This window comes from Hymenobacter profundi (genome assembly GCF_019334315.1).
In the GTDB taxonomy this organism is placed as follows: Bacteria; Bacteroidota; Bacteroidia; order Cytophagales; family Hymenobacteraceae; genus Hymenobacter; species Hymenobacter profundi.
This window is the reverse complement of record NZ_JAHWGL010000098.1, coordinates 1-18,492: the sequence shown is the minus strand read 5'-3', so window position 1 is coordinate 18,492 and position 18,492 is coordinate 1. Positions and strand designations below refer to the sequence as shown.

The 18,492-nt window shown below is 54.6% G+C and carries 15 protein-coding genes and 1 tRNA gene; 5 read left to right on the top strand and 11 right to left on the bottom strand.

The window, feature by feature from the left end:
- Window positions 1–242: 242 nt before the first annotated feature.
- Window positions 243–551 carry an ArsR/SmtB family transcription factor gene (locus tag KYK14_RS17940; protein ID WP_185281918.1) on the bottom strand — a complete coding sequence of 103 codons (309 nt, stop codon included), beginning with the start codon at window positions 549–551 and terminating at the stop codon, window positions 243–245.
- A 322-nt stretch (window positions 552–873) separates the two neighbouring features.
- Between KYK14_RS17940 and KYK14_RS17935 the strand changes: the two genes are divergently transcribed.
- Window positions 874–2,037 carry a mechanosensitive ion channel family protein gene (locus KYK14_RS17935; RefSeq protein WP_208308804.1) on the top strand — a complete coding sequence of 388 codons (1,164 nt, stop codon included), beginning with the start codon at window positions 874–876 and terminating at the stop codon, window positions 2,035–2,037.
- 104 nt (window positions 2,038–2,141) lie between these two features.
- Here the strand turns inward: KYK14_RS17935 and KYK14_RS17930 are convergent, their stop codons facing one another.
- Together KYK14_RS17930 and KYK14_RS17925 are read right to left on the bottom strand one after the other, a co-directional pair.
- Window positions 2,142–3,041: a TerB family tellurite resistance protein gene (locus KYK14_RS17930; RefSeq protein WP_219160757.1), complete on the bottom strand. Its 900-nt coding sequence runs from the start codon at window positions 3,039–3,041 to the stop codon at window positions 2,142–2,144.
- Window positions 3,042–3,238: 197 nt separating this feature from the next.
- Window positions 3,239–5,779 carry an AsmA-like C-terminal region-containing protein gene (locus KYK14_RS17925; protein ID WP_219160755.1) on the bottom strand — a complete coding sequence of 847 codons (2,541 nt, stop codon included), beginning with the start codon at window positions 5,777–5,779 and terminating at the stop codon, window positions 3,239–3,241.
- A 173-nt stretch (window positions 5,780–5,952) separates the two neighbouring features.
- Here KYK14_RS17925 and KYK14_RS17920 point away from each other — a divergent pair.
- Window positions 5,953–6,030: transfer RNA gene (locus KYK14_RS17920), tRNA-Val, on the top strand.
- 155 nt (window positions 6,031–6,185) lie between these two features.
- Here KYK14_RS17920 and KYK14_RS17915 read toward each other — a convergent pair.
- Window positions 6,186–7,484, bottom strand: a complete 1,299-nt coding sequence (locus tag KYK14_RS17915) for a hypothetical protein (protein WP_219160753.1) — start codon at window positions 7,482–7,484, stop codon at window positions 6,186–6,188.
- A gap of 198 nt (window positions 7,485–7,682) precedes the next feature.
- Here KYK14_RS17915 and KYK14_RS17910 point away from each other — a divergent pair, with 198 nt between their 5' ends.
- Window positions 7,683–9,242: a hypothetical protein gene (locus KYK14_RS17910; protein WP_219160751.1), complete on the top strand. Its 1,560-nt coding sequence runs from the start codon at window positions 7,683–7,685 to the stop codon at window positions 9,240–9,242.
- 71 nt (window positions 9,243–9,313) lie between these two features.
- Window positions 9,314–10,492, top strand: a complete 1,179-nt coding sequence (locus KYK14_RS17905; protein WP_219160749.1) for a hypothetical protein — start codon at window positions 9,314–9,316, stop codon at window positions 10,490–10,492.
- A 144-nt stretch (window positions 10,493–10,636) separates the two neighbouring features.
- On the opposite strand, the gene coaE is transcribed toward KYK14_RS17905, so the two are convergent.
- The 7 genes from coaE to nusB form a co-directional block, all read right to left on the bottom strand.
- Window positions 10,637–11,233, bottom strand: coding sequence for a dephospho-CoA kinase (gene coaE / locus KYK14_RS17900; protein ID WP_219160747.1), 597 nt, complete (start codon window positions 11,231–11,233; stop codon window positions 10,637–10,639).
- Window positions 11,230–12,195: a YbbR-like domain-containing protein gene (locus KYK14_RS17895; protein WP_185281910.1), complete on the bottom strand. Its 966-nt coding sequence runs from the start codon at window positions 12,193–12,195 to the stop codon at window positions 11,230–11,232. Before KYK14_RS17895 ends, coaE begins: the two co-directional genes overlap by 4 nt.
- Before the next feature lie 157 nt (window positions 12,196–12,352).
- Window positions 12,353–12,643, bottom strand: coding sequence for a preprotein translocase subunit YajC (gene yajC, locus KYK14_RS17890; protein ID WP_185281909.1), 291 nt, complete (start codon window positions 12,641–12,643; stop codon window positions 12,353–12,355).
- Window positions 12,644–12,765: 122 nt separating this feature from the next.
- Window positions 12,766–13,290 carry a DUF1573 domain-containing protein gene (locus KYK14_RS17885; RefSeq protein ID WP_208308812.1) on the bottom strand — a complete coding sequence of 175 codons (525 nt, stop codon included), beginning with the start codon at window positions 13,288–13,290 and terminating at the stop codon, window positions 12,766–12,768.
- Window positions 13,291–13,400: 110 nt separating this feature from the next.
- Window positions 13,401–14,402 (bottom strand): isocitrate/isopropylmalate dehydrogenase family protein, encoded by a 1,002-nt coding sequence (locus KYK14_RS17880; protein WP_185281907.1) that lies wholly within the window; start codon window positions 14,400–14,402, stop codon window positions 13,401–13,403.
- Between the two features lie 192 nt (window positions 14,403–14,594).
- Window positions 14,595–14,906: a YtxH domain-containing protein gene (locus KYK14_RS17875; RefSeq protein WP_208308814.1), complete on the bottom strand. Its 312-nt coding sequence runs from the start codon at window positions 14,904–14,906 to the stop codon at window positions 14,595–14,597.
- 137 nt (window positions 14,907–15,043) lie between these two features.
- Complete coding sequence (nusB, locus tag KYK14_RS17870; protein WP_219160745.1) at window positions 15,044–16,231, bottom strand: transcription antitermination factor NusB; 1,188 nt, start codon at window positions 16,229–16,231, stop codon at window positions 15,044–15,046.
- A gap of 385 nt (window positions 16,232–16,616) precedes the next feature.
- On the opposite strand from nusB, the gene KYK14_RS17865 reads away from it, so the two are divergent.
- Window positions 16,617–18,401: an ABC transporter ATP-binding protein gene (locus KYK14_RS17865; RefSeq protein ID WP_219160743.1), complete on the top strand. Its 1,785-nt coding sequence runs from the start codon at window positions 16,617–16,619 to the stop codon at window positions 18,399–18,401.
- Window positions 18,402–18,492 lie beyond the last annotated feature (91 nt).

Sequence of the window (18,492 nt, the reverse complement as noted above, 5' to 3'; positions counted from 1 at the left end):
TAGAAAACCAGCCGACTACGGCGTAGGGTGGTGTGGTGAATTGAAAAAGGTGTCTGTCATCCTGAGCGCAGCGAAGGACCTTCTCACGCGGGAACGAGCCGTTGTTCTGACTGTCGTTCTCACGTGAGAAGGCCCTTCGCTGCGCTCAGGATGACAGACGTCTTTACAACTTATTATCTCCTTCAAAACACGAAAAGACTGCCCATGAGCAGTCTTTTTTCTTGTCCTTCTGTGCAGAGAGGTTAAATCGCGTCGCAGCAGTCTTCCAGCGAATCGATTACGTCCAGCAGTTTGGGGATGGAGAGCGAGTAGTAGATTTTGGTTCCTACTTTGAAAGACGACAGGATGCCCCGGTCTTTCAGGGTGATAAGGTGCTGAGAGGCAATAGCCTGAGGCAGATCGAGCGAGCGGTAGATTTCCGTTACGGTCATCTTGTCCTCTTTGCCCAGCAAGTCAACGATGGCGAGGCGCTTGGGGTGAGCCAGCACTTTCAGCATCGCAGCGGCCTTATCTACTTTCTTGGATTCGACGCGCGAGAGCAAAGGTTTCATAGTATGGAGTAGAACGTGGATCGGGCGGTTCATCACAAGGTCATTGCCCGGAATATGCGTAATACGCTATTTCCCCCTTGCAAAGTTCCTCAGAAAGTAGTAGGTGTCGGAAATTTGTACGTCAACGAAGCGCACGAACCAGAACAGCCTTTTTTATTTCGCTGGCACAACTGTTGGCTACCGGCATATAGACCCCGCTATTGGCTGGGCGGGCAGTACCGAAGTAGCCATTTCTTCTGTTTTGCGTAACCCAATAGCAGGTTGTGTGTTCCTATACGATACGGTTGTTTCATCGCACCCACTCCCGCAAGTTTTTTTGCCTATGACCCTTACTGAAATTTTGCATTACCGCTTTCTGGGCAACGACGTCCGGACGTACTTGATTGCCCTGGGAATTCTGCTGTTTGGCTTACTGTTTAAGAATCTGATGTCCAGGCTCCTTACCAAGCTCTTGTATCGCTTTGTGCGGGGCAAGTCGGAGGGCGTTACGGAAGACCAATTTCATGCCTTACTGATTCAGCCTGTATCGCTGGTTATCTTCTTCATCAGCATCTACTTGGCTTTTCAGGTGTTGGATATTCCGGTGCGTAGCGCCGAGCTGGCCCGCTCCGACCCGTGGTACGAAGTGGCTATTTTCCGGCTGTACCAGATCTGCATCATCACCAGCATTGCCTGGATTATCACCCGTTTCATTGACTTTTTTGTGCTGGTCTTTCTGCGTCGGGCCGAGGCATCGCCGCGCGTTGCCAACCAACTGGTGCCCTTTGCCCGCGACCTGCTTAAGTTTCTGGTAGGCGCAGTGGCCTTCCTCATTATCCTAGGCAAAACGTTTGGGGTAGACGTAACGGCTCTGATTGGTGGTTTGGGTATTGGTGGTCTGGCCGTGGCCTTTGCTGCCAAAGAGAGCCTGGAAAACCTTCTGGCTTCGTTCACCATCTTCCTCGACCGCCCCTTTATCGTAGGCGATTTGGTGAGCGTAGGCGATATCACGGGTACCATCGAGCAGATTGGCTTCCGCAGCACGCGCCTGCGCACCGTGGAAAAAAGCTACGTAACGGTGCCTAATAAGTCTATGATTGACAAGCCGTTGGACAACCTCTCGCTGCGCACGGCTCGTCGGGTGTTCTTTATGATGTCGTTGCAACAGGGCACCTCCAACGACCAATTGCACAGCATAGTCAACCAAGCGTTTGAGGCCATCAACACGCACCCACTCATTCAGCCCGATGCACAGGTGAAATTTACCTCGCTGACATCCAACTCCAAGGATATCCGCATTCAATACTACGTGGCTACTGACAGCTACGACGAGTATCTGAACGTGATGGAAGAAATCAACTTCAAACTGGTAGAGATAGTGGAGCGCAACGACAGCGCCTTTGTGGACACTACCCGCCTCACGACTACCGCCTCTGGCAGTGGCTCCAAAGCCCTACCCCGCAGCCTACAGCCCAACCCCGATGGCTCGTCGGTAGCTAGTTCATAACCTTGTAACAAGCTACTGGCTGCTGGCCGTTAGCTGTTGGGTTTCGTCACAACGAAAAACCCAACAGCTAACGGCCAGCAGCCAGTAGCTTGTTATAGAGTGAATTATCGGTTGCCGTTTAGCAGGCCGCCCAGCACATTACCCATGCTACCGCCCATTAGGCTACCCAAGCCGCCACCGCCGGCGCTACGGGGAGCAGAATTGGGCTGCTGCCCCAAGCCACCCAAGATGGAAATCAGGGAGCCCAAGCCGCCGTTGCCAGCGTGTGAGCCTTGGCGGGGTAGGGAGCTGGTATTATAGGGGTTGGTTACGTCGCTCATAGAGCCGCCTAGCACGTTGCCCAACAGCGAGCCGCCCATCAGGCCGCCCAGGATGTCGCCGAAGCCGCTGCCCGACGTATTGCTATTCATCAGGCCGCCTACCGTATCCGAGGAGTTGGTAGCGGCGCCCGTATTGCGATTCATCACTTTAGACAGAATCATAGGCGCTACCACACCCAGCAAGCCCGACAGCAAGGCACCTTTTGGGATTCCCACGCTGGAAAGCTTATCGGAGAGACCACCCAGGAAGCTCTGCTTGGTTGGGTCGTTGGCATCGTGCGGCACTTGTTCGGCCTGGTCTACCACTTGCTCCAGCACTTGCTGCTGGCCGGCGTTTACCTGCAAGTAGGCTGCTATTTTGTTGATCATAATCTCCTCATCGTTGGTATACGACCCGTCAGCACGGGCAAAGCTGATGAGGTCGGTTATGAGAGAGAAGCGTAAGTCGCTGCCGCGCAGGGCGTCCAGGTTTTGCTGCACACTTTGGTTGGTAGAGTCTTTAGCCGCCGACAGCACCTGCTGGGTGCCTGCATCGCTTAGTCCAGCGGCTTTGGTAAGCTGGTGCAAGAAATTTTGCTCGGCAGCAGATGCTTCGCGGTCAGCAGAAGACAAGCTGGCAATAGCACCCAGGTAGGCCACTTTTTCCGGCTCAGAATAGTTTTGCAGAAGTTGAGAATTGCTCATGTGAGGACAGGGAGAAGAGAAACAGCAGGAAAAATCCTTGCTATCCTCAAACGGGAATATTTAGGTGCGAGTTATGCGGGCTCTGTCATCTTGAGTGCAGGGAAGGACCTGCTCACAGTAGAACGATGGACGTGCCCATAAATCGTTCTACCGTGAGCAGGTCCTTCCCTACACTCAAGATGACAGATGCAAACAGATTAAAACTCAAAGTATTCGCCGGGCTGCGGCTGCGCAACGGGTTTAGGAGTTGATTTCCGGGGGACCGTAGCGGGACGGGTATCGGCTTCGCCCGTGTTGGGACGAGTGGTAGGCTGCAAGATGCGGCCCAGTATGCCCGGCCGGGTAGTAGTGGGCCGCGGTGCGGCCGCAGGGCTGGCTGCCTCGGGCCGCGCCCCGGTTACCAACTGCGCGCGGGCGCGGTCGTAGCGCACCGTGAAATCCTGCTCATTGCCGCGCACAGCCAGCAGTAAGCGAGGTCCGGTGGGCGTGCCCCCGGCCGCATCGGGGCGACGCAACAGCCCCGGCAGCAGCGGGATGCTGAGGTGGTAGTCCATCTGCTGATCGAAAGTGTGCGTTCCCGTAACCTGAATAAGGGAAGCCGTGCGCACGTTAGATCGTATATCCATCTCCGGAATATACACCGTACGGCTCTGCACGTAGAGGCTGTTTTTAAGCTCGGCGAAGCGCAGGTGGCGCAGCTGCTCCCGGTTGGCCACCATCGAGAGTTTTTGCAGCGGGGCGAAATTATTCAGCTCGCCGTTGCGCACGGTGGCTTTCACCTCGGCTTCTAGCCGGTCGGTGAGGGGGTAGAGGGCGCCGTCGAGGTACACGTCGGAGTCGATTTGGGCGGTGAGCTGCCCGCGCAGGTGCCGCGCCGTGATAAAGTGTTGTCCAAAGTCCTCAAATACATAGAACAAGCTATCTAGCGGCACTTGCGTGCAGGTGGCGGTGGTGCTTACCTTCACAAGATTGGGCCGGCGCACATCTACGGTACCACGGATGCTGGCCCGCCCACCCGCCGCCCGCACCGACAGCGCCGGCGAAGACACAATTTGATTGCGCAGCCGCACAGTGCCATGTAGCTCGCGCCCACGCAGTCGGCGGAAGTGCAGGTGGTGCACGTTGGTTTGCACATCCAGCGCTAGGGTAGCGGGCAATTCCAGGGCATATTCGCCGCCAGCGCGGCCACCTCGCTTGGAGGTAGACACCGCAGTGGGTAGGCGCAACAACTCATCAAAATCCCACAGACCGGAATTTACCTGCGCCTGAATTAGAAGCGTCTGACGCGGTGTAAGCAGCCAGCTCACGGTATTTTTCAGCGTCCCGTTCACCCGGAAATCAGAGCGGCCCAGGTAGCCGGTCAGGGACTGCATAGTTACGTTGTTGCCGCGTAGTTCCAGACGCCCATTTAGGCGGCGCAGGGGCTGCGAGTAGGCCCGTAGCTGCACGGCCACATCGTGCAACGTTAGCTCGCCGCGGGCATTTGTTGCGCGCCCGGCGCGCAGCTGCGCCACAGGCCCGGCCACCTGCAACGAAAGCTGCGCCGTACCCGTGGCCCCCCGCACGGCGGCCACCGGAAAAAACCGCGTGGCCCGCGCCATATCGAGGTCGGCCAATAATTGCAGCTGCACGCTGGGCTCTTGAAAATCAGTATAGCGCAGGCTGCCGCTAAACGGCCGCCCGCCTAGTTGACCACGTACGTTGCGCAAATCCAGCACGGCCGTACGCACCGAGTGAGCGGCACCGTTGGTGAAAGCGCCAGTCAGAAACACGTGCTCTGCCTCCTGCTGGTACTGCGGGTGGTAGAAAGCAGCATCGCGGCAGCCAAACTGGAAATCAAGCCGGGGATTGACTTTCGTAGAAAACTCACCGCGCACTGTTCCGCGGAAGTATACCTCGCCGCGGCTACGGTAGCCGGCCAGCCGGTGGTTGAGGCGGGGCGGCAGCAGTGCCAGCAACGACTGCACATCCGTCTGTCTACCTTCTAACCGCAAATTCAACTTAGTAGCCGGGTAGTAGCCAATGGTACCCGCTACACCATAGGTAGCTGGCCCAATCCGAATTTCAGAGGGTAGCACAGCAATTTGCTGGGTCTGGCGGTTGATGCGCAGATGGGTCGTCAGCATCAGGTCCTTCTCCTGAAAATACGCATCATCCACCACTCGTAGGGCTTGCACATGCGTTTCTCCCTCGGCCCGTACGGTCACCTCCTCTCCTTTCACGCTTAGGGTAGCGCGCATCTGGCGCGTGTGCCCCGCAAACTGCTGCTGGCGGCTGGCATCCACATACGTCACGCCAATGCGCCCCAACTGAATGCCTTCCAGATCGAAGGCAAATGGCTCGTCTGTTGCCGAGGCAGCTGTGTCCATTTGCAGTACATCATAGTTCGGTCGCCCCTGCGCGTCGAGGCGCACAGCTACCTGCCCGTCGGTGAGCGTGACGGCCCGCACACGGTAGCGCCGGGCCAGCAGGTCCCAGGCATCGAAGGCGAAATACAGCCGTCGGGCACGGGCTAGGGCAGTGGTATCGTGGGGTAGGGAGCCAGTTACCACCACGCGGTGCATGGTGATGGCCACACGCGGAAACTGATCGAACAACGACAGTTCAATCTTTCCTACCCGCACAGGTGTGCGCAGATACTGGTTGGCCTGTTGCACAAATAAGCCAATGATGCGCTCCTGCCCCCACCATAATGCTGCTGCGCCGCTTCCCAGCACCAAGAAACAGCCTGCGAACAAAAAAATGAAAAATTTTTTCAGGTGAATCGGCACCACAAATTTTCTGACAATGAATCGTTTGAGTCTTTTTCTAACTCAAAACCTAAAAAAAACTTACCCGAAGTTCGGTAAATATGTTGTGTAATCGAAAACGACCCGCCATATTTGCAGCACCAAACGGCACAACGCCACGAGGGAGATTAGCTCAGCTGGTTCAGAGCATCTGCCTTACAAGCAGAGGGTCACTGGTTCGAACCCAGTATCTCCCACCAAAAAGGACAGTCAGAAATGACTGTCCTTTTTTTGTGTTTATATCTTATTCTCCGAAGCTGTTTAAGTAGTCGGAAAACGTGTCATGCTTCGGCAAGGGCACGCAACATGACACGTTTCATCAAATCTGATTGGATTTTCTAAACAGCTTCTTTTTCTATACTGATGCTGTGCGCCTACCAGCACGTTTTTGTTGCAGCCGCTGCCAGACAATCACCGGAAATAGCAACAAAGCCGGCTCAGCGAAGAAACGCCACCTAAAACCGGGGAAAAACACTAGGCTCAGAAACCATGCTACTACTAGTGGCGTGAGTAGTAGAGCATCGCGGTGCTCAAATCCTAGGCTCTTATAACGAAGCAAGGTGAGCAGCAGCCCAGTAAAGAACACCAGATGTACGATGGCTGTGAAAGGATTCCAGGGTGTGCGCGGGGCATCGGCAATGAAGTTTTCAGGAGAGAAAAACAACGCCGTTTTGCGCATTATGAGACGGATTTCGTCCCCGGGATGCTGCCATATCCATTGCTTTGCCAGCCGAGCGCGAGCTTGGCTTTCCTGATACTGATTTAATGATTCCAGTTGAGGGATGTTAGCGCGCACAAACTGATCGAATGGTTTATCATGGTCAGTCCAACTAAACATAAAGCGGCCTTCTGTGACAGAGTTATGCCCCTGTAGCAACTCAAACCCCGCTTGAGTACTGAGTATATATGCTCCAAACATGCGGTGATTTTTGAGCAGAATAGGCACATGCGTGACACTTAGTACCAACAATACTCCCAGACCCAGCCCCCAGGCCTGCCACCGGTTGCGGGTGGGCATCTCGTTACGAACTGATATCAACAATAGAAAGACGCCAAATAACACCCCATAAACAGCAAGTAAATAGCCTCTTAGTAGGCAGGAAAGCACTATTGCTACTATAATTATGAGCGCATCAAGCCAATAGATTGCACGGCCGCTGTATAGCCGCAACAATTTATACACAACCACAATCAGTAGTGGTAGTGCGATGTTCTCGAACCACCAAAAGGCCCCTATATAATATACCACCCCCGGCGATATAGCCCAAAGTCCTGCCCATAGCCAACTTACACCAGGAGTCACGCTATAATAGCGTAGCGTACGCTGCACATATAAAGCGCCCAGCAGGTAGCAACCAGCAGCTGCAGCATACACTAGCAACGTGAGGTAGTGTTTAGGTAGTCCTAGTCGGCTCCAACCTATATATACGAATACGGGAAAGGTAGCATGAAAAGCATCAGGGCGTAGCTGATCGCGCTCGGGTACTACGCTCACATATCCCCTTCCAGCCAGATAGTTATCGGCAATGCGGTCATTGCGGTGCTCATCATAGTTCCATTCCAGCCCTGGGTTGAGATGTATGTTTAAAAATAGGCGCAGGGCCAAAAGCAGACCGGCTATAGGCCAGACAAAGCGAGGAATAGTACGCCACACGGCTGAAGAGAAAAGATGTTACGGCTGAATTATCGAATTTAGCTTCTATAACCCAATTTTGCGGCTATCTGCCTTTCCCTACTGCCAATTATTGACAATACACTTTTGCGAGTCAACTATTTCACGCGCCTACTGCGTACGCCTCAACAGTTGGTGCCTACCCTCTTTTTCAGTTTTTTATTGATTGTAGGCGTATGCGTGCACCGCGACTACGGCGTATCATGGGATGAACCCACTGACCATCTGAATGGGCTGGTTAACGTGAAGTACATTGCCATGCTGCTTACGCCAGAGCGTGTACAACAGGAGCCATCGGCGCACCTTATTCCAGATTTTACGGACTACCGCGACAATGACCACGGGGTATTGTTTGAAGTGCCGGTAGCGCTGCTCAGCTATTTGTTTACGCACCACAATTCGCCAGCGTATTATTTTTTACGTCACCTACTCATTTTTTCCACCTTTGTAGCAGGAGTATGGGCCATCTATCGTATTGGCAAGTACTGGCTGCGCGATTGGCGCTGGGGGTTGTTGGCCGCCGCTTTGTTAGTGCTTTCCCCTCGCCTCTTTGCTGATGCGTTTTTCAACGGCAAGGACATTGTGTTTATGGCCTGTTTTACTGTGGCCGTTTGGACACTGATACGACTTTTAAACCACCCCACCAGCAAGGGTAGAGCTACTTGGCATGGCCTAGCCACGGCGGTGGCACTTGATGTACGCTTGCTGGGTAGCATAGTAGTGCTTTACACACTGTTTTTGTTACTATTGGAGGCCTCGGCCTCAACACCTACAACTCGCCATAGTGTTGCGCGTAGTGGCGGCATCTACTTGATAGCTACGGCAGTGGGCACAGTAGTCGGCTGGCCTTACCTATGGGCCAACCCGATTAGTCATTTCGTGGCAGCTTTTCATAACCTGAGTCATTATCCCTGGACATTTACAAACCTATATTTCGGCTATTTTCTAAAGGCAGACGCACTACCGTGGCACTACGCACTGGTTTGGATTGGTATTACTACGCCGGTAGCTTACTCCCTGCTGGCGGTGGTAGGCGTTGGAAGTACGGTGCGGCAACTTTTTCCCACCTCGTTACGCTCGTTTGGCACACGGTCGTTTCAGCTAAACGGGTTGCTGCTGGGCTGGCTGATTGGCCCACTGCTTATTATTATTTTGCTAAAATCAGCCTTATACGATACTTGGCGGCATCTTTATTTTGTATACCCTGCTCTGATATTATTTGCTGTTCGCGGCATTGCGCTCCTTGCTCAGTGGGCTATACAATGGCAAACTAGGCTGCGGTATGTTGCCCAGGCCTTATTGTTTGTGGCCGGACTCGAGACAATATACACCGCTATTCGGATGGTACGACTGCACCCATATGAGCACTTGTATTATAGCTTTCTACCTAGTGCCACCGTTGAACGGCTATTCGAACGGGATTATTGGGGCCTATCTTTTCGGCAGGGATTAGAATGGCTTTTGGCGCATGATGCGTCGCCGGGCCTGCGGGTACGAGTGAAATGGCCCTTCAATAATCCACTTTATAACAACCTATTGATTTTACCTGCCCAAGATAGAGCCCGCGTGCTGTATACTCCTCAACCTACACAAGCCCGCTATTTCATTACCACCTACCGCTGGCACCCCCAAACATATGCCGATAGCCTGGGTAAGGAAATCTATTCTATTCGGGCGGAAGGCATCAAGATATTGTCCATCTTTGACCGCGAGGCGGCTTCCAGTACCAAGGCACGGTAAGCCTTTCGTTCCGATCTTTGTTGTCTAAGAGCATGCATAGTTCGCACGCTTTCCGCTAGTTTCTTTTGCCGATGCCTCTATTTGAAGTACACAACGCCCAGCAGGTGCGTCAGTTTCTGGATTTGCCTACCCGTCTGTATCAGCAGTATCCGGAGTGGATTTCGCCGCTCGATCATGAGATTGAAGCGGTGTTTAGTCCGCAGAAAAACCGCCTGCTACGCGAGGGCAAAGGCGAAGTCGTACGCTGGATTCTGACTAACGATGCCGGTACCGTTATTGGCCGGGTAGCGGCTTTCACCAATAGCGCCCTACCCCAAGAGATACCCAACTTGCCTGTGGGTGGCATGGGCTTCTTTGAGTGTATCGACGACCAGCAAGCCGCCAATACGCTCTTCGATGCTTGCCGCACATGGCTGGAAACCCGCGGGATGGCGGCCATGGACGGCCCCATCAACTTTGGAGAACGGGACCGGTTCTGGGGCCTGCTCGTGGATGGCTTCACGGAGCCCAATTACGGGATGTTCTACCACCCGCCCTATTACCAGCAACTCTTCGAGCAATATGGATTTCTGGTGTACTTCAAGCAGTACACCTATGATATTCCGACGGATATCAAGCTGCACCCCAACTTTGCCAAGGTAACCGACCGTTTCACCCGCGAAGAGCCTGGCTACCGCTTCGCCTACGCCGACGCCAGCGACTCGGAGAAGCTGGCCCGTGATTTTCACCATGTGTACTCCCTGGCCTGGGCGCGGCATTCCGGCGTCAGTGATATGTCGCTGGAGCAGGCGCGCAACATTGTGCGCGAGATGAAACCCGTGCTGGATGAGCGCTTACTATGGTTTATTTACTACCGCGACGAAGCTGTAGGCTTCTTCATCTCCCTACCCGAGCTGAATCAGATTTTCAAGCACGTGGGTCGCAAGCTGGATACGCTGGGCAAGCTGCGTTTTCTGTGGGAGAAGTATCAGTACCAGCGCCGCCAGCCTAAAAAGGCATTCGGGGTGATTTTTGGGGTAATACCGGAGCACCAGGGCAAAGGAGCTGAGTCGGCTATGATTTACCAGGCACAATCCGTGTATCAGAATGCCGGCTATACCAGCCTGGAAATGAACTGGATTGGGGACTTCAACCCCCGTATGATGGCCGTATGCCGCTCTATTGGCGCCCGCATCGTGAAAACGCACGTCACCTATCGTCTCCTTTTCGACGAAACCCGTCCCTTCGAGCGGTGCCCCATTATTAGGTGAATTTGTGAATAGCAAAGATGCGTGTCATCCTGAGCTTGCGAAGGACCTTATCATGCCAGAACGAGTCGTTGTTACGTCAGTCGTTCAACTGGCAGAAGGTCCTTCGCAAACTCAGGATGACACGCATCTTTGCTATTCACAAATTCACAAATTCACAAACGCACCATTCAACCGCAGCACCTGCGGAATAAGCAGCTGTTGGTCATCATTATACACCACAAAATCAGCGCGCTGGAGCTTTTCTTCCTCGCTGAGCTGCTTGCCAATGATTGCCTGCACATCCTGCGCGGTGCGGTGCGGGTCGCGGCGCAGCACGCGGGCTTCGCGGATGGGCTGCGGGGCAAATACTGTGATAATGTGGTCGAGCTGCCGGTAGGCCCCCGACTCGTACAGCAGTGCTGCTTCTTTGAGCACGTAGGCGTGGCCAGCTTGGGCTTGCTTGGCGGCCCATTCCGCGAAGTCGTGGCCCACATGGGGATGCACCAAGGCGTTGAGGCGGGCGAGTTGAGCAGGATCGTGGAAGGCCAGCCGGGCCAGGTAGGGCCGGTCGAGTTGGCCATGCGCATCGAAGGTAGCCGCTCCGAAAGCCGTTTGTAGCTCCGCTCGCAAAGCTTCATCGTGGGACATCACCCATTTGGCACGTGCATCAGAATCGTATACAGGCACGCCCAACACCTGAAACAAGCGGCATACCACGCTTTTACCGGACCCAATGCCGCCAGTAATACCTATTTTCTTCATTCGCGTACCATCGATACTTTCACCTGCGACGTGACAATGCGGGCACCGCGCGCCTGTTCTGGCGTTTCAATCAGCATAGGTGTCAGCACAGAGTCAGGTCCTACCAATTGCCCGAAGTATAAGGCTACGCGCAGGCGTTGCAGGTCCAAGGCGGCAGTGTCTTCCGGGAAGCTTTGAAGCTGCACTTGCACCGTAGCCGGCTGTAGCCGAAACCGCCGCTGCGCCGGGAAATCGCGTAGCTCGGGGGTAGTCCACACCGGTACGGTTACTACGGCTCGGGGGCGTAGGCGCACGCGTACGTCGCGCACGTTGGTGCTTACCATGGCAGGGCCACCAATTGGCACACTGATGCTGCCGGAGCTGCTGCCTGCTGGTGCCTGCGGCAGATGCACAGGGTAGGGACTGGCCAGCGCATTTACGACGCTAGCGGGTCCTTCAAACAGAATGGTAGCTGGCTCAAACTGCGCTGCATAGGGCAGTGCCGAGCCATCGGCAGCACGGCTGAGGGTAAGTGGTACGCGCCGCCGTACCAGTTTATCAAACTCAATCCAGAGCGTATCGCTGAGCAGGTAGTTAAGTTGCAAGCCATCCATAGCGTTTTGCAAGGCCGGCCGCAGGGCCGAGGACAGCACGTAGCGCTGACTAGGTAAGCGCGTCAGGCGCATTTCGGCGGGCCGTACATCGGGCATAATATTTTTACGCAGCAGCTTCCATCCCCTACCCGTCACGTTCACGGTTACTTCTGGGGGTAGCTCCTGCACCGGCACATAGCGAGCTGTATCATATACCCACTCCACGGGGTAGGAAATGCGCGTGGTATAAGTCTTGTTGAGCGCGTTGAGTACCCAGATAGTTGACGCAGCCAGAAAGCACACCAGCACCGGCCGCCAATAGCCCTGCTCCGGCCCGTAGAACGGGCGGGCAAACCAAAATAGCAAACGTTGCGGGCGGGATGTTTTCATGATATGCCTTACGAGTTGCCCGTAAATATATGCGTGTCATCCTGAGCGGGCGAAGGACCCTCTCGTGTTGAACGAGTCGTTGTTACGCCAGTCTTTCTACCATAAAAAGCCCCTTTGTACGCTCAAGATGACACTATTTTTCACTGACAGCTACTCACTAATTAACCTGCCGGGCAATGGCCGTGCGGTCGAACGTCAGACGAGTGCCTTTGTCAACTTCTACTACGACGGAATTTTCCGCCACGTCTACAATTTTACCGTGTAGACCTCCGATGGTCACTACATTGGCGCCCTTCGTGAGCGATTCGCGTAGGGCTTTGGCCTCTTTGGCACGCTTCTGCTGCGGCCGAATCATGAAGAAGTACAGTACCACAAACATGGCGCCCAGTAGTAGAAACTGGGTCATGCCCCCGCCGCCGGGAGCCTGGAGTAGAAGAGTGAGCAGCATAGAAAAGAAATCAAAAAAAGAGAAAGGCGCCCTAACGAACGGGAAGCCGCCCGGGGTATAGACACGTTACTCGTGCCTGCCCGCCCAGACGGCTTCCCGCGCCAGTGCGCAACAAAAAACGACTATCGCACCGGACCGTTAGCCCCGTCAGATAAGATGTTGGCTTTAATGGCAATCTGGGTGATGCTGGGCTGGGTGTTGGCTCTTACCGCCACCTGCTTGTTCTGCATCCCGGTTTTACCGTGGCTGTCGAACTGCACTTGCATGGTGCCTTTGGCACCGGGTGCTACGGGCTCTTTGGTCCACTCGGGGGTAGTGCAGCCGCAACTGGCCTGGGCATTCTCAATCACCAACGGCGATTTGCCGGTATTGGTGAACTCGAAGGTATGCTTCACCACATCGCCGGGCTTGATATCACCGAAGTCGTATTCCTGCTCCGTGAAGGTCATTACTGGCGCGTTGGGGTTCGGGGCTTCCGTTTCGCCCAAGACGTTGGGGTTGTCCACAGTGGGGTTGGCAGCGGCGTTGGCATCAGCAGCGGCGGCATTCATGCCCTCGGTACCTACCTCAGTCGGCTTGTCCTGGCTGCAAGCGCCCACCAACAGGGTAGCCGCTAGTAGCGCAGTCGAAAAAAAGGTGCGTTTCATACAGGTAAATAACAGCTGCTGGGCAGCTTACAAAATGGGTGTGAAACCAAAATTACGACTTTCTTCTGGCATTTGGCATCTGTACCGGCACCAGCGAGAGCCGCGTATGCTTACGCCAGATTGTCGATAATGGCCTGTGCAAACTCGCTGGTAGAGGCTTTGCCACCTAGGTCGCCGGTCAGCTTTTCGGGCTGTTGCAAGGTTTTGGTCAGCGCGTTTTCGATGCGGTTGGCGTGGTCTTTCTCGCCCAGGTGGTGCAGCATCATTAGGGCCGAGCGCAGCAGAGCAGTAGGATTGGCTTTACCCTGGCCCGCAATGTCGGGAGCCGAGCCGTGTACGGCTTCAAAAATGGCCGCATCGTCGCCGATGTTGGCACCTACTACCACGCCCAGACCACCTACCAAGCCAGCACACAGGTCAGAGAGGATGTCGCCAAACAAGTTGGTGGTTACTACTACATCGAACTGCTCGGGCCGAATCACCAACTGCATGCACATGTTGTCGATGATTTTGTCTTCGTACGTAATGTGCGGGTATTCGGCAGAAATCTCCTTGCCAGCATCCAGCATCAGCTTGCCCGCCAGTTTCAGAATGTTGGCTTTATGCGCCAGCGTCACCTTTTTGCGACCATTCTTATCGGCGTAGGCGAAAGCAGCACGCACAATCTTGTGGCAGCCCTCTACCGTCACGCGCGAAATGGAGTCGGCAATACCCAGGCGGTCATCGTAATACTCCAAGCCCGAGTACAAACCCTCGGTATTCTCCCGAAACAGCACCAAGTCCACGTTCTCGTAGCGCGACTTGATACCGGGCGTGGTTTGGGCCGGACGAACGTTTTGGTACAGGTTGTACTTCTGACGCAACGTGATGTTGATGCTGCGAAAACCCTTCCCTACCGGCGTGGTGAGGGGACCCTTCAAAGCCACACGGGTTTTGTCCAAGGAGTCGAGCAGGGCCTGGGGTAGTAGCTCACCCGAGGTTTCGAAAGCAACTAGGCCGGCGTTATGCTCTTCCCAAGCAACGGGAACCTGCGCCGCGGCGAAAATATCGGTTACGGCTTTCGTGATTTCGGGACCAATTCCGTCGCCGGGGATAAGAGTGACTGTGTGCATCAGAGAAGGTTAGGTTAGCGTAGGTAGGGCACGCGGCCTGGCAAGAAGCCAGACCGGCCGGTGGTTAGCCAGATAGCCTACCTGGTTAGGGGTAGACACGAAGAAACAAAGGAGCGGATGAAGGAGCGAGGAAGGCAGGTAATAGCACCGTTTTCTCGTTCTCTCATCCACTCCTTTTATAGGGCATAGCGCTTAAATACCTTTGCGCGAGTTGATTTGATTGATCAATTGGTCAACGTCCCCGAGCAGCTGTTCGGCCTTGGTTTTAGCGTCCTGAATCACGCGCTGACCTTCCGATTTGGCCGACATCGGGCCGGCGTCTACCCGGCTGGTCACCAGATTTTCGGTGAGGTCAGCCAGGGTTTCGCGGTAGCGCTCCAACTGGTAGCTGAACCAGCTGCGCACCTCGCGGCCTTTCTCGGGGGCGTATAGAATACCGAATACAGCGCCGGTGAGGGCACCGCCGGCAAAGCATAGAATACCAGTGGTGGTTTTGCTGCTCATATTAGGTGAGGAATTGGAGTAGAAGGGTGGAAAAAAGCGGTGTTCTGCTTCCTGTTGGTACGAAAAACGTAAACTTAACGATGGGATTACGACAAAAAACGTGCACCTCTCGCTTTTTTTGACCTTCTCAGTGGAATCTACTGGTTATCAAGCAGGCCCCTACCCGACTTGCGGATGGCGCCGCTGGCCGTGAGGTCCTGAGCCAGCTTGTCGAGGATACCGTTCACAAACTGCTTGCTCTTGGGCGTGCTGTAGAGCTTGCTGATTTCGATGTACTCGTTGATGGTCACCTTCACCGGAATGCTGCGGAACAAGTGCATCTCGCACAGCGCCATCTTCAGGATAATCTTATCCAGCAGCGCCACCCGCTCCACGTCCCAGTTCTGCACCGATTCGGCAATCAGCTTTTCGTAGCGCTCGTCTTCGTCCAGGGTGTGACGGTAGAGCGTCTGGGCAAACTCCTTGTCGTCCTGCCAGTTAGCCGATAGCGACATCAGTTCCAGGTTTTCGTCAGCCGCTTCGTCCAGCATTTTCACTGTCTTCAGCGTCAGGTTTTTCACCACCGGCCGGTTTTCCTCCCAGTTTAGATCATCCTCTTCTAGCTGACGCGGTAGCTCCTCGCCCTTGAACACATAGGTTTTGTAGAGATACTTCAGAAACTCCTGGTCAGTGGCGTAGTCGCCGGCAGGCGCTGCCAGGTAGCTTAGCACTTCCGCATCCTGCTTCATCTCGTTGCGCCAGGCGGTGCGCAAAGCTTCCATTTCCTCTTCGCCATTCCAGAGCAGCTTACGCCGGATGGTCAGGTCTTGCAGCTGCTTGTTGTTGATGAGCTTCTGCACGGCCTGGTTTTGCTCCAGGCGGGTCGTGTCTAACGGAGCATCTTTGGGCGCCGTGAAGCGGCGGTTGCCACGCTCCTGCTCCTCTTCCAGCACCCGCAACAGCGCTGCGGGCAGGTTCAGCAGGTGAATGTACTGGTCGTGAATACTCTCAGCATTGTGCACCAGCTGGCCGCCGTAGAAGTTGCCATCCTTGGTTTTCTGTTGCTGGTAGTACTTCATGGCGTCGCGCACAGCCTCGTGTACGTCAGCATCGTCGGGCTGCTGTTCCGGCTCGCTGCCAGTCTTGTGCCACTCCCGGAAGATAACTTCGGCCAGCTTGCGCTGCCCTTGTAGCTTGCGCCGGTCCTGGGGCTCAGGCGAGTTCAGATCGGGCGCAAAGGCGTCCGCAATGCGGTCATTCGCTAGCAAAAAATCAGATCCTACGGCCTGATGGTAGGCATACAGGGCCTGCATGACTTTAATGCGGAGCGTGCGTCGGTTGAGCATTGTATGAAAATGAAACCAGCACCATTTATGCTGATCTTGATGAAGTTGAGAATCTGAGCGAAAAGCGGGGTAGGGTAGGTACCTTTGAGCATCGAACTGCTCGGAGCGTATATCCGGCGCCTACCAGAACAGTGCGACCGTTCTACCCTTAAGCGGGGTATTGAACGTACGTATTATAGAGGTGGAGCGCCCCGCAATTCGGGCGCAAAAGTACCGGTTTTTTCCGATTAAGGCTAGTCGAAGCGTATCTTTCCTACCTATTTAGGAGTTTGGCAGCTAGTCGGTTAGCGTCGGCTGCATCTTGTCTGAACTGCATCCTGAAAACCGTTTGCCTGCTTTTTAACTTTCTACTACTCAAACTGCTAAACTACTTCCCTCCTGCCCCGTGAGTGCCCTCTCCGCTACCAATAAGTACTTATTTCGCTACAAATGGCATTTCCTCGGTGGCGTGCTGTTTGTGGCCCTGAGCACATTGCTGGCCATTTTCCCAGCCCAAATTGTGCGCTACGCCTTCGACCTCGTGAGTGAGGGCATCGACCTCTACCACCTCTACGCCGGCACCGAGGCCCAAAGCAGCGTGTATAAGCTATTCGGGCGCAACGTGCTGCTCTACGGTGCCCTCATTATTCTGCTGGCCGTGCTGCGCGGCATTTTTCTGTTCTACACGCGTCAGACACTCATCGTGATGTCGCGCCTAATTGAGAACGACCAGAAGAACGAAATCTTCCAGCATTATCAGTCCCTACCCCTCTCCTTCTACCGTCGCCACAGCACCGGCGACCTGATGTCACGCATTTCTGAGGACGTAGGGCGCGTGCGCATGTACATCGGGCCAGCCATCATGTACTTCTTGCAGCTGGTTATTCTGTTCGTGCTCATCGTGCCGCTTATGCTGATGGTGAATGTGAAGCTGACCGTGTACACGCTTCTACCCCTACCCATCCTGAGCGTCAGCATCTTTTATATCAACAACATCATCCAGCGCAAATCCGACGAAATCCAACGCTCCCTGGCTGGCATGACTACCTTCGTGCAGGAGGCCTTTTCGGGTATTCGGGTGTTGAAATCATTTGTGCGCGAGGAAGACTCGCACCGGCAATTCACAGTAGCCAGCGAGAATTACAAGGAGAAGTCGTTGAGCCTAAACTTTGTGAATTCTCTATTTTTTCCGTTGATTCTGTTCTTGGTGGGCCTCAGCACCATCATCACCGTATGGGTAGGCGGCCAAGAAGTAATCCGCGGCACTATCACTACGGGTAGCATCGCGGAGTTTCTCATTTACGTGAACCTGCTTACCTGGCCCGTCACAGCCTTGGGCTGGACGTCGTCGCTGGTACAGCGTGCAGAAGCCTCACAGGCCCGCATCAACGAGTTTTTGCACCAGAAAACGGACATCGTTTCTCACCGCAACGTGCAGCGCGAAATGCATGGTGACATCGTATTCGACCACGTATCATTCACTTATCCCGATACCGGCATTGAGGCCCTGCGCGACGTGTCGTTCCGCATCCGACCGGGCCAGACGCTGGCGGTTATCGGCAATACCGGTTCGGGCAAAAGCACTGTAGCCGCCCTACTCTGCCGCCTCTACGACGTGACGCAGGGTACCATCACCGTAGATGCTACCGATGTGCGCGACTACGCCCTTACGTCGCTCCGCAGCCAGATTGGCTACGTGCCGCAGGATGTATTCCTGTTCTCCGATACCATCCGCAACAACATCAACTTCGGCCTCGATAACCCCAACGAGGAGCGTATGAAGCAAGCCGCCCAGGACGCCAACGTGTACGAAAATATCATTCAGTTTCCCGAAGGCTTTGATACCAAGCTAGGCGAACGAGGCATTACGCTTTCAGGTGGGCAAAAGCAGCGTGTGAGTATTGCCAGAGCTTTGGTGAAGGAACCGCGCATCCTGATTCTGGACGATTCGCTTTCGGCCGTAGACACCAACACCGAAAACGCCATCCTCAACAGCCTGCAACGAGTGATGGAAAACCGAACTAGTCTCATCATCTCCCACCGCGTCAGCTCTGTGAAGCTAGCCGACGAAATCCTGGTGCTTGACGACGGCCAAATCGTGCAACACGGCACCCACGACGCCCTTATGGCTGAAACCGACGGTCTCTACCGCGCCCTCTACGAACGCCAACTCCAAAGCGAAGAGGCGTAAGTAGTGAACTGGTAAAATAGCGAGTAAACAAACGCGCCTGTTATCCTGAGCTCTCGAAGGAGCTTATGCTAGTTGACATCGTGCTAACGAC

What these genes read in the sequence shown, in the direction of transcription:
- KYK14_RS17940 (WP_185281918.1), bottom strand. Translation starts at nt 551, where the DNA reads ATGAAACCTTTGCTCTCGCGCGTCGAATCCAAGAAAGTAGATAAGGCC.
- KYK14_RS17935 (WP_208308804.1), top strand. Translation starts at nt 874, where the DNA reads ATGACCCTTACTGAAATTTTGCATTACCGCTTTCTGGGCAACGACGTC.
- yajC (WP_185281909.1), bottom strand. Translation starts at nt 12,643, where the DNA reads ATGCTGCTCACTCTTCTACTCCAGGCTCCCGGCGGCGGGGGCATGACC.
- KYK14_RS17885 (WP_208308812.1), bottom strand. Translation starts at nt 13,290, where the DNA reads ATGAAACGCACCTTTTTTTCGACTGCGCTACTAGCGGCTACCCTGTTG.
- KYK14_RS17880 (WP_185281907.1), bottom strand. Translation starts at nt 14,402, where the DNA reads ATGCACACAGTCACTCTTATCCCCGGCGACGGAATTGGTCCCGAAATC.
- KYK14_RS17930 (WP_219160757.1), bottom strand. Translation starts at nt 3,041, where the DNA reads ATGAGCAATTCTCAACTTCTGCAAAACTATTCTGAGCCGGAAAAAGTG.
- nusB (WP_219160745.1), bottom strand. Translation starts at nt 16,231, where the DNA reads ATGCTCAACCGACGCACGCTCCGCATTAAAGTCATGCAGGCCCTGTAT.
- KYK14_RS17905 (WP_219160749.1), top strand. Translation starts at nt 9,314, where the DNA reads ATGCCTCTATTTGAAGTACACAACGCCCAGCAGGTGCGTCAGTTTCTG.
- KYK14_RS17875 (WP_208308814.1), bottom strand. Translation starts at nt 14,906, where the DNA reads ATGAGCAGCAAAACCACCACTGGTATTCTATGCTTTGCCGGCGGTGCC.
- KYK14_RS17895 (WP_185281910.1), bottom strand. Translation starts at nt 12,195, where the DNA reads ATGAAAACATCCCGCCCGCAACGTTTGCTATTTTGGTTTGCCCGCCCG.
- coaE (WP_219160747.1), bottom strand. Translation starts at nt 11,233, where the DNA reads ATGAAGAAAATAGGTATTACTGGCGGCATTGGGTCCGGTAAAAGCGTG.